We start from the raw sequence: 17,150 nt of genomic DNA, 5'->3' as shown, positions 1-17,150 counted from the left end.
TCCGTAGACGTCGCGCTCGTCCGCGAAAAGCTCGGTCTCGTGCAGACTCTCGCGCAACATGAGCGGCTCGGCCGCGGGGGGGGGGGGGGGGGGGGGGGGGGGGGGGGGGGGGGGGGCCGGCCCCCCCCCCCCCCCCCCCCCCCCCGCTCTTCGTGCGAACCGGATCGCTGAATTCTTGCGGCGGGACGATCCGCCGCGGTACTGCGGGCCCGACGCGCGGCCGCGCCATGACAGCACACGCGTCTTAAACGAGCCTTAGCGTGCCTTAGGACTGCTTGGCCGCCGCGACTTGCGCCGCCACTTCGGCCGCGAAGTCGTCCTGACGCTTCTCGATGCCCTCGCCAACCACGAACAGCGCGAACTTCTGCACCGATGCGCCGGCCGCCTTCAGGTACTGCTCGATCGTCTGCTTGTCGTTCTTCACGAACGGCTGGTTCAGCAGCGACACTTCCTTCAGGTACTTCTGGATCGAGCCCTCGACCATCTTCGCGACGATCTCGGCCGGCTTGCCCGACTCGGCAGCCTTCTGCTCGGCGATGCTGCGCTCCTTGGCGATCAGATCGGCCGGCACTTCGTCCGACGACAGCGAAACCGGCTTCATCGCGGCGACGTGCATCGCGACGTCCTTGCCGACTTGCTCGTCAGCGCCCGTGAATTCGACCAGAACGCCGATGCGCGTGCCGTGCAGGTACGACGCAACCTTGTTCGCGGAGTCGAAGCGCACGAAGCGGCGGATCGACAAGTTTTCGCCGATCTTGCCGACGAGCGCCAGACGCACTGCGTCGACCGTCGAGCTTTCGAGCGGCAGCGCCGACAGCGCGGCCACGTCGGCCGGGTTGTTCTTCGCGACCAGTTCAGCAATCGTCTTGCCGAAAGCCAGGAAGTCGTCGTTCTTCGCGACAAAGTCGGTTTCGCAGTTCAGCTCGACGAGCGCGCCCACGCCGCCTTCGACGTGCGCCGTCACGATGCCTTCAGCCGTCACGCGCGATGCCGCCTTGCTCGCCTTGTTGCCGAGCTTCACGCGCAGCAACTCTTCCGCGCGCGCCATGTCGCCGTCGGCTTCCGTCAGCGCCTTCTTGCATTCCATCATCGGCGCATCGGTCTTCGCGCGCAGTTCTGCCACCATGCTTGCGGTAATTGCCGCCATCATTCGCTCCTTGAGTCTGTTTGATACGTGCCGCCGGCTTTACAGCCCGCCCACGGCAGGAAAATTGGCATGTCTATCGCGCCGACTAAAAAAAAGGGGCCTTTCGCAAAGCCCCCTTTTTTGTCGGCCACAGGGCTCGATTACGCCTCTGCGTTGACCTCGACGAACTCGTCGCCTTCGCCGTTACGGACAGCTTGCACAACGTCGTTCACCGCGTTCGCGCGGCCTTCGAGGATCGCGTCAGCGACGCCCTGAGCGTACAGCGCGACGGCCTTGGATGCGTCGTCGTTACCCGGGATCACGTAGTCGATGCCTTCCGGCGAGTGGTTCGTGTCGACCACGGCGATGACCGGAATGCCGAGCTTCTTCGCTTCGGTGACAGCAATCTTGTGGTAGCCGACGTCGATGACGAACATCGCGTCCGGAATGCCGCCCATGTCCTTGACGCCGCCGATCGACTTCTGCAGCTTGACCATTTCGCGCTCGAACAGAAGCGCTTCCTTCTTGCTCATCCGCTCGGTTTCACCCGATTCCAGCGCTGCTTCCATGTCCTTCAGGCGCTTGATCGAAACCTTCAGCGTCTTGAAGTTGGTCATCATGCCGCCGAGCCAGCGGGCGTTGACGAAAGGCATGCCGGCGCGCGCCGCTTCCTGCGCGATCGTGTCGCGCGACTGACGCTTCGTGCCGACGAAAAGGATCGTGCCGCGATTGGCTGCCAACTGGCGCACGTACTTCAGCGCGTCGTTGTAGAGCGGCAGGGTCTTTTCGAGGTTGATGATGTGAATCTTGTTGCGATGACCGAAGATGTACGGGGCCATCTTCGGATTCCAGAAGCGGGTTTGGTGACCGAAGTGGACACCGGCTTCCAGCATTTGACGCATCGTGACTGCCATGAAAATTCTCCGCGAGGGTTGGGTCTTAAGCCGGCTGCCGCATCCCGCGCCCGGTTATCTTTGCTTTCCGGACGCCGGACACCCTGGGTGCGCCGGCTTGCGTATCGACTTGAACAGACTGGAACAACTAACACTAAGTCGCGTTTCACACCTGCAGACACGATTGTCTTATGAAATCGTGACGACAATATGGATTACGACTTAGCCTGCGAGTATAGCATGTGAGGATTGGTCGGCTCAAGCAGCACGACCGATCCGAATTGCGCGCGCGTTTCGTGTTTCGCGGCCGCCCGCCTCGAACTATCCGGGTGCGGCGCATTTCCTAAGGTGCGATAATGCCGCTTTCGCGGCTCACTGCCGCATTGACGCATTCCGGGCCAAGTCATGTCCATTACGCTGAAAAACGAACACGATATCGCACAGATGCGCGTCGCCTGCCGGCTCGCCAGCGAAGTGCTCGATTTCATCACGCCGCATATCGTTCCCGGCGTGACCACCGAAGAACTCGATCGCCTTTGCCACGAATATATGGTGAAGGAACAAGGCACCGTTCCCGCACCGCTCAATTATCAGCCGCCCGGCTATCCGCCGTACCCGAAGGCCACGTGCATTTCCGTGAACGACGTGATCTGTCACGGCATCCCCGGCGAGAAAGTGCTGAAGAACGGCGACGCGCTCAATATCGACATCACCGTCATCAAGAACGGATATTTCGGCGACACGAGCCGCATGTTCATCGTCGGCGAGGGCTCGATTCTGGCGAAGCGCCTCGTGCAGACCACGTTCGACTGCATGTGGCTCGGCATCGATCAGGTGCGCCCTGGCGCGCATCTCGGCGATATCGGCGCGGCGATCCAGAAGCACGCGGAGTCGCAAGGCTACAGCGTCGTGCGCGAATATTGCGGCCACGGCATCGGCCAGGTGTTCCACGAGGAGCCGCAGGTGCTGCATTACGGCCGCGCGGGCACGGGCATCGAACTGCAGGCGGGCATGATCTTCACCGTCGAACCGATGATCAACGCCGGCCGCCGCGAAATCCGCACCATGCCGGATCAGTGGACCGTCAAGACGCGCGACCGCAGCCTCTCGGCGCAATGGGAGCACACGGTGCTCGTCACGCCGACGGGCTACGAAGTGCTGACCGTCTCGGCGGGCACGCAGGCGCCGTCGCAGCTGATCGCGGCAACGGCCTGATTCTCCGTCTCCCCGCGCGCCCGCTTTCCCGCCGGCGCGCCCCCACCTCCTTTTTGGTCGATCCATGAGCGTCACCGCCGCTGTCGCCACGCCCTGTGAATCGTTGCGCGCCGCCTACAAGGTGGCGAAGGCGGCGCTCATCGAACGCTTTCAGTCCGGCTCGAACGTCGAACCGCTGATGCGCGCGCTCGCCCGCGCCACCGACGACGCCCTCAAAGGCGCGTGGTCCGCCTGCGACATGCCGGACAGCGCGGCGCTCGTTGCGGTCGGCGGCTACGGACGCGGCGAGCTCGCGCCCTACTCCGACGTCGACATTCTCGTCCTGCTGCCCGACGCATCGCCGCACGGCAGCGACGCGGAGCTCAACGGCCGCGTCGAGCGCTTCATCGGCATGGCGTGGGATCTCGGGCTCGATATCGGCAGCAGCGTGCGCTCGGTGGAGCAATGCATCGCCGAGGCGGGCAACGACATCACCGTGCAGACGTCGTTGCTCGAAGCGCGGCGCATCTGCGGCGATACGCAACTTTTTCAGCGCTTCTCGGCGCGCTACCACGAGACGCTCGATCCGCGCGCGTTTTTCCAGGCGAAGGTGCTGGAAATGCGCCAGCGGCACGCGAAGTTTCAGGACACGCCCTACAGCCTCGAGCCGAACATCAAGGAAAGTCCCGGCGGCCTGCGCGATCTGCAACTGATTCTCTGGATTGCGCGCGGAGCGGGTTTCGGCAGCAGCTGGCGCGAACTCGACACGCGCGGGCTCATCACCGAACGCGAAGCGCGCGAACTGCGCCGCAACGAAGGCTTCCTGAAGGCGCTGCGCGCGCGGTTGCACGTCATCGCGAAGCGCCGTCAGGACATTCTCGTCTTCGACTTGCAGACGCCGCTCGCGGAAAGCTTCGGCTTCAAGGCGACCGCCGCCAAGCGCGCGAGCGAGCAGTTGATGCGCCGTTATTACTGGGCGGCGAAAGCCGTCACGCAGCTCGCGACCATCCTGATCCAGAACGTCGAAGCGCAGCTTTTTCCGTCGACGAGCGGCATCACGCGCGTCGTCAACGGGCGTTTCGTCGAGAAGCAAGGCATGCTGGAAATCGCCCGCGACGATGTCTTCGAGCGCGAGCCGCACGCCATTCTCGAAGCGTTTCTGCTGTACGAACAAACGCGCGGCATCAAGGGATTTTCGGCGCGGACGCTGCGGGCGATCTACAACGCGCGCGATCTGATGAACCGCGACTGGCGGCGCGACCCGGAAAATCGCCGGCTGTTCATGGAGATTCTCAAGCAGCCCGAAGGCATCACGCACGCGTTTCGCCTGATGAACCAGACGAGCGTGCTCGGGCGCTATCTGCTGAACTTCCGGCGCATCGTCGGACAGATGCAGCACGATCTCTATCACGTCTACACGGTCGATCAGCACATCCTGATGGTGCTGCGCAATCTGCGGCGCTTCGCGATCGCCGAGCACGCGCACGAATATCCGTTCTGCAGCCAGCTGATGGGCAATTTCGAGCGCCCGTGGGTGCTGTACGTCGCGGCGCTCTTTCACGATATCGCGAAAGGCCGCGGCGGCGATCATTCGACGCTCGGCATGGCCGATGCCCGGCGCTTCTGCCGCGAACACGACATCGGCGAGGAAGACACCGAGCTCGTCGTGTGGCTCGTGCAGCAGCATCTGACGATGAGTCAGGTCGCGCAGAAGCAGGACACGAGCGATCCGGACGTCATCAAGCAGTTCGCCTCCGTCGTGAAGACGGAACGCCGGCTCACGGCGCTGTATCTGCTGACCGTCGCCGATATCCGCGGCACGAGTCCGAAAGTCTGGAACAACTGGAAGGGCAAGCTGCTGGAAGATCTCTTCCGCGCGACGCAAGCCGTGCTCGGCGGTGCGCAGACCGACGCGCATTCGGAACTCAAATCGCGGCAGGAAGCGGCGCTCGCGCTGCTGCGGCTCGAAACGGTTCCCGAAGGCGCGCAGAAGCGGCTTTGGGATCAGCTCGACGTCGGCTATTTCCTGCGTCACGATCCGGCCGACATCGCGTGGCAGACGCGCGTGCTCTATCGGCACGTCGCGAGCGAGGAGCCGATCGTGCGGGCGCGGCCCTCGCCCATCGGCGCCGCGCTGCAGGTGCTCGTCTATCTGAAGGATCGGCCGGATCTTTTCGCCGGCATCTGCGCGTATTTCGACAAGAACGGGCTTTCCGTGCTCGATGCGCGCGTGACGACGACCCGCCACGGCTATGCGCTCGACAACTTCCTCGTGGCCCATCCGGATCACGACGGCAGTTATCGCGACATCGCCAATCTCGTCGAGCAGCAACTGGCCACGCTGCTCACGGACGAGCGTATTCTCCCGGAACCGTCGAAGGGCCGCGTGTCGCGGCTCGTGCGTACGTTTCCGATCACGCCGCGCGTGGACCTGCGTCCCGACGATCGCGGCCAGTACTACATCCTATCCGTGTCGGCGAACGACCGGCAGGGCCTTCTTTATTCGATCGCGCGCGTTCTGGCGCAACACCGGATCGGCGTGCAGGCGGCACGGATCAACACGCTCGGCGAACGCGTCGAAGACGTGTTTCTGCTCGACGGCAAGAGCCTGTCGAACAACCGCACCCAGATCCAGGTGGAAACCGAACTGCTGCGCGCGATCGCAGCCTGAGACTTTATGCGCGTCAAACTGACAGCCAAACATCCGCGTCCGACCTCGGCAACGCGTTCGCCGGTTCGAGCCGGCACGACCACCGGGCGCAAGCCCGTTCGCGCACCGTCGCCGGACGAGGCGCGTCCGAAGCGCTCGGGCCAGCCGGCCGACAAGCGCAGCGATGCGCCGCGTGAGCCGCGTGCTTTCAAGCCGCGTGGTGACGATTCGCGTCCGGCGTTCGGTGAACGCGGTCCGCGCAAGTCGTTCGAAGGTCGTCCGCCTGCGCGTGGCGAGCGTTCATCGGGTGGCGATGAACGTCGTCCGTTCAAACCGCGTGGCGATGATTCGCGTCCCGCGTTCGGTGAACGTGGTCCGCGCAAGTCGTTCGAGGGTCGTCCGCCTGCGCGTGGCGAGCGTCCGTCGGGTGGCGATGAACGTCGTCCGTTCAAACCGCGTGGTGACGATTCGCGTCCCGCCTTCGGTGAACGTGGTCCGCGCAAGTCGTTCGACGACAGGCCGCCGCGTGGCGAACGCACGTCGGGCGGCGATGAACGTCGTCCGTTCAAACCGCGTGGCGATGATTCGCGTCCGGCGTTTGGCGAGCGTGGTCCGCGCAAGTCGTTCGACGACAGGCCGCCGCGTGGCGAACGCACATCGGGTAGCGATGAACGTCGCCCGTTCAAACCGCGTGGTGACGATTCGCGTCCGGCGTTTGGCGAGCGTGGTCCGCGCAGGTCGTTCGACGACAGGCCGCCGCGTGGCGAACGCGCGTCGGGCGCCGATGAACGTCGTCCCTTCAAACCGCGCGGCGACGATTCGCGTCCCGCTTTCGGTGAACGTGGTCCGCGCAAGTCGTTCGACGACAGGCCGCCGCGTGGCGAACGCGCATCGGGCGCCGATGAACGTCGTCCCTTCAAACCGCGCGGCGACGATTCGCGTCCCGCTTTCAACGAACGCGATCCGCGCAAGTCACGCGACGATCGCGCGCCCGGAGCGCGTCCCGCACGCCGCGATGAGAACGACCGTCCGTACGCCAGACGCGACGATCGCGGCGATACGCGCAAGCCAGCGGCGAAACCTGCGACGAAGCCCGCCGCGCCCGTCGCGGAGTCCGCGCCGAAGCATCGCGATCACCACGACGGCCTCGTGCGCCTGTCGAAAGTGATGTCGGAGCTCGGCCTCTGCTCGCGCCGTGAAGCCGACGAATGGATCGAGAAAGGCTGGGTGCTCGTCGACGGCGAAGTCATCGACACGCTCGGCACGCGCATCCGTCCGACGCAGAACATCGAAATCCTGCCCGCGGCGCATTCCGCGCAGGCGCGCCTCGTCACGATCCTGCTGCACAAGCCGGTCGGCTACGTCTCGGGTCAGGCGGAAGACGGCTACGAGCCCGCGGTCACGCTCATCAACCCGGCCAATCACTGGAACGAGGACCACTCGGGTGTGCGCTTCGCGCCGAGCCATCTGCGCACGCTCGCGCCGGCGGGCCGCCTGGACATCGACTCGACGGGACTTCTCGTGCTCACGCAGGACGGCCGCATCGCGAAACAACTGATCGGCGGCCACTCGGAAGTCGACAAGGAATACCTCGTGCGCGTGCGCTTCGGCGAGCATACGGTCGACGTCGATCAGCATTTCCCCGCCGAAAAACTCGCGCTCCTGCGTCACGGCCTCGAACTCGACGGCGTGCCGCTCAAAACCGCGCAGGTGAGCTGGCAAAACGGCGAACAACTGCGCTTCGTGCTCCGCGAAGGCAAGAAGCGGCAGATCCGCCGCATGTGCGAGCTCGTCGGACTGGAAGTGGTCGGTCTGAAGCGCATTCGCATGGGCTACGTGACGCTCGGCGCGCTGCCCCCCGGCCAGTGGCGCTATCTCGGCCCGAACGAGACCTTCTGAGCAAACCGAGCAGTTCGCGCGCACGTCGATCGAACGTTCGCGCGGCGTCGTATTGCGTCGCAAAAATGCGACGTTCCAGCAGAAAAACGGCACGACGCAATTCCGGTCGTGCCGTTTCATTTTTGGCGGCTTTTTGGCTAAAGAAAATAAGTCATCGATCCGATAAACCAGACAGCAGGATCAGCAGCATTGAACGGCATTGATGGAGAATCGCCATGTCAGTTGAGATCATCGTTCGTGAGACGGGAACCGGTCTGGAGATCGTGAGTGGCCGGCGACGGCTCGAAGCCCTCCTCGCCCTGCGCGACGAAGTCGTCGTGACGAGCCCCGGCGTGGGTGAAATGGTGATCGCCCGTCTGCCCGACGGACGCCTGCAGGCATCCGCGAATCCGGAGCATGTCGCGCTGTTTCGTCAACCCGACGTCAGCGGCAATCCGAAAACGTTGGCGTAAAGAAAAAGCCGCTTCTCGCGAAAGCGGCTCTCCGTATTCAGGCTGATTCGTTGCGATTCCAACCGCGCGGCGTCAGTCGTCGCGCGCGGGATCGAGACCCGGAAACAGCACTTCGGTGAAGCCGAACTTCGAAAAGTCGGTGATACGCATCGGATAGAGCTTGCCGATCAGATGGTCGCACTCGTGCTGCACGACGCGCGCGTGAAAGCCCTCGGCGAGGCGTTCGATGGCTTTGCCGTACTGATCGAAACCCTGATAGCGGATCATCGAGAAACGCTGCACCGCGCCGCGCAAACCCGGCACGGACAGACAGCCTTCCCAACCCTCCTCCATGTCGTGTCCGTTCGGCGTGATGATCGGATTGATGAGCACCGTCTCCGGCACCGACGGCGCGTCCGGATAACGCTCGTTCTGCCCGAAGCCGAAGATCACCACCTGCAGATCGACGCCGATCTGCGGCGCGGCCAGCCCCGCGCCGTTGGCGTCGCGCATCGTATCGAACATATCCTGCACGAGCGCGTGCAGTTCGGGCGTGTCGAAATGCTCGACCGGCTGCGCGATACGCAAAAGCCGCGGATCGCCCATCTTCAGGATTTCGCGAATCATGGAGTGACTCCTTCCAAAAGCTTACGCATGGCCTCTTCGTCGAGAACAGGAACCCCGAGTTCCTCCGCCTTGGCGAGCTTGCTGCCCGCTTCCGCGCCCGCCACGACGTAGTCGGTCTTTTTCGATACGGAACCGGCAACCTTCGCACCCGCCGACTCCAGCATTTCCTTCGCTTCCTCGCGCGATAGCGTGGGCAGCGTGCCCGTCAGCACGACGGTCTTGCCGGCCAGCACGCCCTGCGGCGCTTTCGGCGCGGGCGGCCCTTCCGGCCACGACACCTTGACGCGCAACTGCTCGATCACATGCTTGTTGTGTTCTTCGCTGAAGAAATTGTGGATGGCCTCGGCGACGATCGGCCCGACATCGTTGACTTCGAGCAGCTCTTCGACCGAAGCAGCCATGATCGGATCGAGCGAGCCGAAATGCTTCGCGAGATCCTTCGCCGTCGATTCGCCCACGTGCCGGATGCCGAGCGCATAGATGAAGCGCGCGAGCGTCGTCTTCCTCGCTTTTTCGAGCGAATCGATCAGGTTCTGCGCGGATTTGTCGGCGAAACGGTCGAGCGCCGCGAGCGTCGAAAAGCCGAGATTAAACAGATCCGCGGGCGTACGCACGAGATTCTGCTCGACGAGTTGATCGATGATCTTCTCACCCAGCCCGTCGATATCGAGCGCGCGGCGCTGCGCGAAGTGCCACAGTGCCTGCTTGCGCTGAGCGGGACAGAACAACCCGCCCGTGCAGCGCGCGATCGCCTCGTCCGGCAGGCGCTCGATCTTCGAGCCGCAGACGGGGCACTCCGTCGGCATGACGAATTCGCGCGCGTCGGCGGGACGGCGCTCAAGAATGGCGCCGACGACTTCGGGGATCACGTCGCCCGCGCGGCGCACCGTGACGGTATCGCCGATGCGGATGTCCTTGCGCCGCACTTCGTCCTCGTTGTGCAACGTCGCGTTCGTGACCGTCGCACCGCCGACGAACACCGGCGCGAGACGCGCGACCGGCGTGATCGCGCCCGTCCGACCGACCTGCACGTCGATGGCGAGCAGTTGCGTCAGCGCTTCCTGCGCCGGGAATTTGTGCGCGAGCGCGAAACGCGGCGCGCGCGACACGAAGCCGAGCTTATCCTGCTCGTCGCGGCGGTCGACCTTGTAGACGACGCCGTCAATGTCGTACGGCAGCTTCTCGCGCTTCTCGCCGATCCGGTGGAAGAAGGCGAGCAAACCGTCGGCGCCTTCGACCACGGCGCGCTCCGCGTTCACCGGCAAGCCCATTTCCTTGTACCAGTCGAGCAACGCGGCGTGCGTCGCGGGCATCTCCGCGCCTTCGAGCACGCCGATGCCATAAGCGAAGAACGACAGCGAACGCTGCGCGGTCATTTTCGGATCGAGCTGACGCAAGCCGCCCGCCGCCGCGTTGCGCGGATTCGCGAACTCGCGCTGGCCCGCTTCGCGCTGACGCGCATTCAGGCGCTCGAAATCGCGCTTGAACATCAGCACTTCGCCGCGCACGTCGAGCCGTTTCGGCACGTTCTTGCCCTTCAGCGTGAGCGGAATCGAGCGGATGGTGCGTACGTTCGCCGTCACGTCCTCGCCCGTCGCGCCGTCGCCGCGCGTCGCGGCCTGCACGAAATGGCCGTCCTCGTAACGCAGGGAAATGGCGAGACCATCGAACTTGAGCTCGCACGCATATTCGACGCTCGCGTGGCCCAGCGCGTCGGACACGCGCTTGTCGAATGCGGCGATGTCCTCGTCCGCGAAGCCGTTGTTGAGCGAAAGCATCGGCACGTCATGGACGACCGGCGTGAATCCTTCGGCGACTTCGCCGCCCACGCGCTGCGTCGGCGAATCCGGCGTGATCAGATCCGGATGCTCGGTCTCGATGCCCTGAAGTTCCTTGAAGAGCGTGTCGTACTCGGCGTCGGGCAGATCCGGCTGATCCAGTACGTAATACGCGTAGTTCGCGCGTTCCAGTTCCGAACGCAGCCACGCCGCGCGCTCGGCCGGACGAGCGGCGCTGGGCACGGCGGCGCCCGACTTCGCGGTCGCGGCGGATTCGGCTTTTGATTTTGCGGACATGCGGCTTCGAGAAAGTAGGTAAGTCAGTCAACCGACCGTTCGATTGTCTCAGAAGATCGGTAAATCGTGGCCTAGGCCAAACGGCCTAAGTGCGGGCGTCGGTGCGGCGGCGCGCACGCAAAGAAAAGCGCCCCGGCTGGGGCGCGATTCTCCTGGCAAGCGAGCGCCTTGCCGACTGCGCGCAGCAAAAAGTTACTGGCTGAAAAGACGCCGCGTCGCGGGCGAGCCGGCCGGAATGCCCGCCTGCTCCAGCTTCGCGTAGAGCGTCATCAACTGCTTCTCGATGGCGAGCAGCGCGGACTCCGGCAAGGGCCGGCGCTGGTCGTCGACGACACGCGCGCCGATACGCTCCGACAGCGACTTCGCGTAATCGCACATCAGGCGGAACGGCAGGATGTCTTCGTCGGCGACGGGCACGTCGAGCACCAGCGTGATCATCTGGCCGCCCTTGTAGGTGAGGTCGTCGCGCAGGAAGTTCGTGTCGCCGAACTGGAGCATGAAGACCGGATTCTGCTTCGCGTCGAGTTTGACGAAGCGTGTGCCGTCGCGCGAGAGCAAAAGGCCGTCTTGCGACGCCACCGCCTGCACGTAGTTCGCGGACCACGGCGCGCCGTCGGAGAGGATGTTGATCGAGAGCTGCGCGTCGCATTGCGCGGCGAACGCGTCCAGCTCGCGCGCCATGCCGACGGTTTCCATCATGTCGGGGAATTCGGGCGCGCCGTCGATGGCGTCGGCAAGCCGCTGCACGCCGGTCACGAACTCCGAGAATTCGAGTTCGTTGAGCGGGCCGCCGCGGTTCGCGAGCTGGGCGGCCGCGCGCAACTCCTCGTAGCGCACGCCGTTTCGCGGCAACTCCCACGCGCTGTCGCCTTCGGCCTTGCCTTCGATCGTCACGGGCTTCGTGCCCGCGCGGCGCAGGCGCTGCGCAAGCGGGATCACGCGATCGCCCGCAACCGGCGCGGCGAGGCGAATCGGCACGACACAATCGATGCGGCGATCGACGACCGCCGGCGGCGCCTGCGAAATCGTCGTCGCGGCGGGCATCACCGGTTCGGTGCGCTCGTCTTCGGTGGCACTTGGCGCTTCCTCGGACGCGCCATTGGCGGACGTCGCCTCGGCCTGGAGATCGACGGCGGTATCGGCAGGCGCGACGGGAGCCGCCGCCGTCGACTCGTTCGCCGTGCCGAAGCTCGGCTCGACACGCGTATCGCGCGGTTCGGCATCGGCGCCATCGGCGCCGCCCGCTACGGGCTCGCGCCGCGACTGACGCACGGGCTCGATGAACGGCTGCTCGTCGTCCGCTTCCTGGCGCGCGAGCGCATCCGCCGCTTCGTCCGGCATCGGACGCGGCATCTTGCGACGCACCTTCGCGCTCTGCCACGCGTTGTACACGACCACGCCGCCCACCACCACGGCTCCGGCTCCAATCAAACCGAGTGTCAACTCGTCCATGCAGGCTCCATCATTCTTTTAAGTTACGAAGCGCCGCGCGATCTGTCGCGCGCATCGCCGCGTTCCGGCTTCTCGCCGCCGCCTGGCCGATGCGCGCCACTCCGCGCCTTGACGCACGCTGCCGGAAACCTCGTCCGGCCCTTTCACTCAATCAAACTCTCGCGAGCGCGATGCTTCAGCCGTTCTGCGCGAAGCCCGCCGCCGCTTCCATGTCCACCGCGACGATGCGCGACACGCCCTGCTCCTGCATCGTCACGCCGATCAGTTGCTGCGCCATTTCCATCGCGATCTTGTTGTGCGAGATGAACAGGAACTGCGTCTTGGCCGACATCGCGCGCACGAGGTTCGCGAAGCGCTCGGTGTTGGCGTCGTCGAGCGGCGCGTCGACTTCGTCGAGCAGACAGAACGGCGCAGGGTTCAACTGGAACATCGCGAACACGAGCGCGGTCGCGGTCAGCGCCTTTTCGCCGCCCGAAAGCAGGTGAATCGTCGAATTCTTCTTGCCGGGCGGCTGCGCCATGACCTGCACGCCGGCGTCGAGGATTTCATCGCCGGTCATGATGAGCTTCGCCTGACCGCCGCCGAAAAGGCGCGGGAACAGTTCGCCGAAGTGACGGTTCACTTCGTCGAAGGTGCCTTGCAGCAGCGCGCGCGTTTCCTGATCGATCTTCTGGATCGCGTCTTCCAGCGTGCCGATGGCGTCGTTCAGATCCGCGGACTGCGCGTCGAGGAAATGCTTGCGCTGGGTCGCTGCTGCGAGTTCCTCGAGCGCGGCCATGTTGACCGGGCCGAGCGCGTTGATCGCGTTGTTCAGCCGCGTGACTTCGCCCTGCAGATACGACGGCTTCATGTCCGGCGTGAGCTTTTCTGCGAGCTCGGCTTCATCGACGCCGGCTGCCTGCAACTGCTCGACGAACTGCTCGCCGCTGATGCGCGCCGCCTGCTCCTTCAGTTGCAACTCGTTGATCTTGTCGCGCAGCGGCTGCAGCGAACGTTCGGCCATGAGGCGCTGCTCGTCGGCCTGACGCAGACGCGCGGTCAGATCGTCCAGTTCGACGCGCGCCGCATGCAGCGCTTCCTCGCGCGCCGCGCGCACTTCGAGCGCGTCCTGCAGGCCGGTCTGCGCGGTCTGTTCGTTGATGGTTTCGAGTTCGGCGCGCGCGTCTTCCAGCGTGCCCGCGATGCGCTCGCTCTGATCGTGCGCCGTCTCGATATTGCGCTTGTATTCGTCGATCTTCGCGGCGAGGCCGCGCACGGCGAAGCTGGCATCGCTCTCGGCGCGTTCCAGTTCGCGCAGTTCGTGGCGCGCGTTCGTGAGTTCCTCGTCGAGCGACTCGAACGCAAGCTGGTTGTCTTCGAAACGCGCCTGCAATTGCGCGATTTCGCCATCGTGACGTTCGAACGCGGCTTCCGATTCGGCGCGCAAGGCACGCTGCTCGTCGACCTGCGCGGCGATCTCTTCGAGCTCCTCGCCGATCTGCGTGTTGCGCTGCGTATAGCGTTCGTGCGCCTGCGCGAGCTTGAGCACGTCCATCTGCAACGCGTGCACGCGCTGCGTCGCGCGTTCAGCGGCGGCGCGCGCTTCCGCGAGCGTCTGCGAGCCTTGCGTGTGGGCGGCATCGGCACGCACGGCGTTGGCCTTGGCTTCATCGGACAGCAAAGCCTGCGCGCGCACCTGCTTCGTCAGATTCTCGATTTCCTGCGCACGCGCGAGCATGCCCGACTGCTCGGAATCCGACGCGTAAAGCTGCACGCCCACGCGCGTCACGATATGCCCCGCCTTCACGACGAACGCGGCGCCATCCGGCAACTGATTGCGCGAAGCGAGCGCCTGCGCGAGATCGTCGGCGACGAAAGTCGTGGCGAGCCATTCGTTGAGCACGGCGCGCAGGCCCGGATCGTCGATGCGCACGAGCGACAGCAGCGAGCGCAAGCCTTGCGGCGCGTCGACCGGCTTGCCCGCGACGGGCGGCGAGTAGAACGCGAGCTTGGCGGGCGGCGCATCCGTGGCGAACGCCTTGACCCAATCCAGATTCGATACTTCCAGCGCGGCGAGACGCTCCCGCAGCACGGATTCGAGCGCCGCTTCCCAGCCGGTCTCGACGTGCAGCTTCTTCCACAGACGCGGCAGCGCGCCGAGCTCGTGCTTGTCGAGCCACGGCTGGACCTTGCCTTCCGTCTGCACGCTTTCCTGAAGCTGCTTCAACGCGGCGAGACGCGCTTCGAGCTGATGGATCTGCGCGCTTTCCTTCTGCACGCGTTCCTGCGCGGCGCGGCGCTCGGCGTCCAGACGCGGCACGGTTTCCTGCGCATCGGCGAGACGCGCTTGTGCTTCGGCGAGAATCTCTTCGTTTTCCGCGAGCTGCATGCGCAACTCTTCGAGATGCGCTTCGTCGGGCGCATCCAGACCGCTCGCCTCGCTCTTCAGACGCTCCTGACGCTGCTGCAATTGCTGAAGCTGCTGATCCGCGTTGCGCTGATGCGCCGCTTCGAGCTTGAGCGCCTGTTCCGCGCGCGCGATGCCCGCGCGCTCTTCGTTCAATTGCGCTTGTGCGTCGCGCCAGCGCGCTTCGAGCGCGGGCAGCGCGTCGTGTTTCGCGGCGGCATTTTCCTGCGCGATCGCGGCCTTTTCTTCGCCTTCGGCGAGCGCTTCGGTCGCGGTATCGATTTCGTCGCGCGCCTTTTGCGCCTGCACCTGCCATTGCTCGCGCTGCGCGGTGAGCGCGGCGATCTGCGCCTGCACGCGATTGCGCGACTCGACGATGAAGCGGATCTCCGCTTCGAGCCTGCTCACTTCGGCATTGGCTTCGTAGAGCGAGCCTTGCGCGCCTTGCATCGCGTCGCTCGCGCTGTAGTGCGCGACGCGCAGCGTTTCCAGTTGCGCTTCGACTTCACGCAGACGCGCCGTCTGCGCTTCGAGCTCGACCTGGGCCTCGCGAATCGCGCGCTGCTGACGCTCGGCTTCGTTGCCCGCTTCCTTCTTGCGCAAGAGCCACAGAAGGCGTTGCTTCTCTTCGCCTTCGGCCTGCAGTTCCTTGTACTTCGTCGCGACGACCGCCTGCGCTTCGAGCTTTTCGAGGTTCGTCGACAGCTCGCGGATGATGTCTTCGACGCGCGTCAGGTTCTCGCGCGTGTCATGCAGACGGTTCTCCGTCTCGCGGCGGCGCTCCTTGTACTTCGACACGCCCGCGGCTTCTTCGAGGAACACGCGCAGCTCTTCGGGCTTCGCCTCGATGATGCGCGCGATCATGCCCTGCCCGATGATCGCGTAGGCGCGCGGGCCGAGACCCGTGCCGAGGAAGATGTCCTGTATGTCGCGACGGCGCGCGGGCAGATTGTTGATGTAGTAGCTGGAAGTGCCGTCGCGCGTGAGCACGCGCTTCACGGCGATTTCGCCGTAGGCGCTCCATTGACCGGCGGCGCGGCCGTCGCCGTTATCGAAAATGAGTTCGACGCTAGCCCGGCTGCCGGGTTTGCGCGCCGTCGATCCGTTGAAGATCACGTCCTGCATCGATTCGCCGCGCAACTCGGAGGCGCGCGATTCGCCGAGCACCCAGCGCACGGCATCGATGATATTGGACTTGCCACAGCCGTTCGGCCCGACGACGCCGACCAGTTGGCCGGGGACCTGGAAATGCGTGGGATCGACGAAGGACTTGAAGCCAGCGAGTTTTATCGAGGTCAGACGCACGGCGATATCGCTGTTTTGAATGAGTGACGGAGGATATATGGCGGACAGGCCGCAGCACGGCCCGTCGTTTCCCGGCCGCGCGGCAGTGAAGCACCATCAACTGGCCCGGCGAAAGCGGACTCCATCATACCATCGCGCGAGTCGATTTCTTTTTGCTTTCCGGCACTTCTATCGCGATGTCGGACGCTGCGGACGAAGGCGAGCGCGCTGCCCGCGGCCGATGCACCCACGCCGACAGCACGCATGCAACGACGATGCACGCGCCGCCCGCCCATTCTCGCGCGCCGGGGACTTCGCCTGCGAAGAGCCACGCCGACAGCGCCGTGACGACGAGTTCGAACAGCATGATGATCGACGCACGATTGGCCGGCACGCGCGCGAGGCCGAGTTGCACGATCATGTTGTTGCCGGCGAGCACGACGCCCAGCCCGATCACGATCAGGCTCACGGTCGGCAAGAGAGCGGCTGCGGGCGGCGCGGGCATCGGCTCGAACAGCGTGACGATGGACGCGATGAGCGCCGCGCCGCCGAAGATCACCGCCGTGCGCATCTCGGGCTTCATCGCGGGCAGCGTACGGGTGACTTTCACGACGAGCACGTTGCTCATCGCGAAGCCCATGCCGCCCATCAGACCCGACCATTCGGCGAGATCGGCCGGCAGCGGCATGCCGAGTTCGGGCGACCAGAGCATGGTGACCGCGCCCGCGAGCGAGAGGAGCGAGAGCGCGGCGTCGGCGCGCGTGAGACGCTCTTTCAGGATGAAGTGCGCGAAGATCGCGGTCCACGCGGGCGTCAGATAGAAGAGCAGCAGCACGCGCATCACCTGACCGTGGATCGCGCCCCACACGAAACCGATATTAGTCACGCCTGCGGCCACGCCGAGCCCGACGAGCAGCCAGTGCCACGACAGCGTACTGATCGAGCGGCGTTTCGCGACGAGCACGAAGACGCACGCGGCGGCGCTCGTCGTCGCGCTCGCGGCCGTGCCGGAGAGGCCCATGGCGGCAAGCATCCGCATTGGATACCAGACAAGGCCCCACACCGACGCGCCGAGCATGATTGCGAGCGTCGGCCATGCATTGCGCACGCTGCTCGTCATCGAGATGGTCCTT

The 17,150-nt window shown here is 65.0% G+C and carries 12 protein-coding genes; 5 read left to right on the top strand and 7 right to left on the bottom strand.

Translation table 11 applies throughout. The features are described 5' to 3' along the window. Positions 1-58: 58 nt before the first annotated feature. Positions 59-259 carry a hypothetical protein gene (locus tag NCS67_RS05270; protein ID WP_250434581.1) on the top strand — a complete coding sequence of 67 codons (201 nt, stop codon included), beginning with the start codon at positions 59-61 and terminating at the stop codon, positions 257-259. A 6-nt stretch (positions 260-265) separates the two neighbouring features. On the opposite strand, the gene tsf is transcribed toward NCS67_RS05270, so the two are convergent. Continuing rightward, a complete protein-coding gene (gene tsf / locus NCS67_RS05265; RefSeq protein WP_250434580.1) occupies positions 266-1,147 on the bottom strand; it encodes a translation elongation factor Ts in 882 nt (293 codons plus the stop codon). 140 nt (positions 1,148-1,287) lie between these two features. Then, positions 1,288-2,040 carry a 30S ribosomal protein S2 gene (rpsB, locus tag NCS67_RS05260; RefSeq protein WP_008350088.1) on the bottom strand — a complete coding sequence of 251 codons (753 nt, stop codon included), beginning with the start codon at positions 2,038-2,040 and terminating at the stop codon, positions 1,288-1,290. Between the two features lie 384 nt (positions 2,041-2,424). Between rpsB and map the strand changes: the two genes are divergently transcribed. From map to NCS67_RS05240, 4 genes are all read left to right on the top strand, one after another. After that, complete coding sequence (gene map / locus NCS67_RS05255) at positions 2,425-3,234, top strand: type I methionyl aminopeptidase (protein WP_175979985.1); 810 nt, start codon at positions 2,425-2,427, stop codon at positions 3,232-3,234. Positions 3,235-3,298: 64 nt separating this feature from the next. Then, positions 3,299-5,884, top strand: coding sequence for a [protein-PII] uridylyltransferase (locus NCS67_RS05250; RefSeq protein ID WP_250434579.1), 2,586 nt, complete (start codon positions 3,299-3,301; stop codon positions 5,882-5,884). Positions 5,885-5,890: 6 nt separating this feature from the next. Then, positions 5,891-7,762, top strand: a complete 1,872-nt coding sequence (locus tag NCS67_RS05245; protein ID WP_250434578.1) for a pseudouridine synthase — start codon at positions 5,891-5,893, stop codon at positions 7,760-7,762. Positions 7,763-7,977: 215 nt separating this feature from the next. Next, on the top strand, positions 7,978-8,214 hold the full coding sequence (locus NCS67_RS05240; protein WP_008350092.1) for a hypothetical protein: 237 nt from the start codon (positions 7,978-7,980) through the stop codon (positions 8,212-8,214). A 72-nt stretch (positions 8,215-8,286) separates the two neighbouring features. On the opposite strand, the gene def is transcribed toward NCS67_RS05240, so the two are convergent. The 5 genes from def to NCS67_RS05215 form a co-directional block, all read right to left on the bottom strand. After that, the gene (gene def, locus NCS67_RS05235) at positions 8,287-8,820 is read right to left on the bottom strand and encodes a peptide deformylase (RefSeq protein WP_008350093.1); all 534 of its coding nucleotides are present in this window, start codon (positions 8,818-8,820) and stop codon (positions 8,287-8,289) included. Next, on the bottom strand, positions 8,817-10,895 hold the full coding sequence (gene ligA / locus NCS67_RS05230) for an NAD-dependent DNA ligase LigA (RefSeq protein ID WP_034471993.1): 2,079 nt from the start codon (positions 10,893-10,895) through the stop codon (positions 8,817-8,819). Before ligA ends, def begins: the two co-directional genes overlap by 4 nt. Positions 10,896-11,087: 192 nt before the next feature. Then, positions 11,088-12,347 (bottom strand): cell division protein ZipA C-terminal FtsZ-binding domain-containing protein, encoded by a 1,260-nt coding sequence (locus tag NCS67_RS05225; protein ID WP_250434575.1) that lies wholly within the window; start codon positions 12,345-12,347, stop codon positions 11,088-11,090. A gap of 175 nt (positions 12,348-12,522) precedes the next feature. Next, positions 12,523-16,038, bottom strand: a complete 3,516-nt coding sequence (gene smc, locus NCS67_RS05220) for a chromosome segregation protein SMC (protein ID WP_250434573.1) — start codon at positions 16,036-16,038, stop codon at positions 12,523-12,525. Positions 16,039-16,162: 124 nt separating this feature from the next. Next, on the bottom strand, positions 16,163-17,137 hold the full coding sequence (locus tag NCS67_RS05215; protein WP_034472151.1) for a DMT family transporter: 975 nt from the start codon (positions 17,135-17,137) through the stop codon (positions 16,163-16,165). Between the last annotated feature and the right edge of the window lie 13 nt (positions 17,138-17,150).

The sequence above is a fragment of the Caballeronia sp. ATUFL_F2_KS9A genome (genome assembly GCF_023630765.1).
Lineage (GTDB): Bacteria > Pseudomonadota > Gammaproteobacteria > Burkholderiales > Burkholderiaceae > Caballeronia > Caballeronia zhejiangensis.
This window is presented reverse-complemented; position numbering and strand designations above follow the sequence as displayed.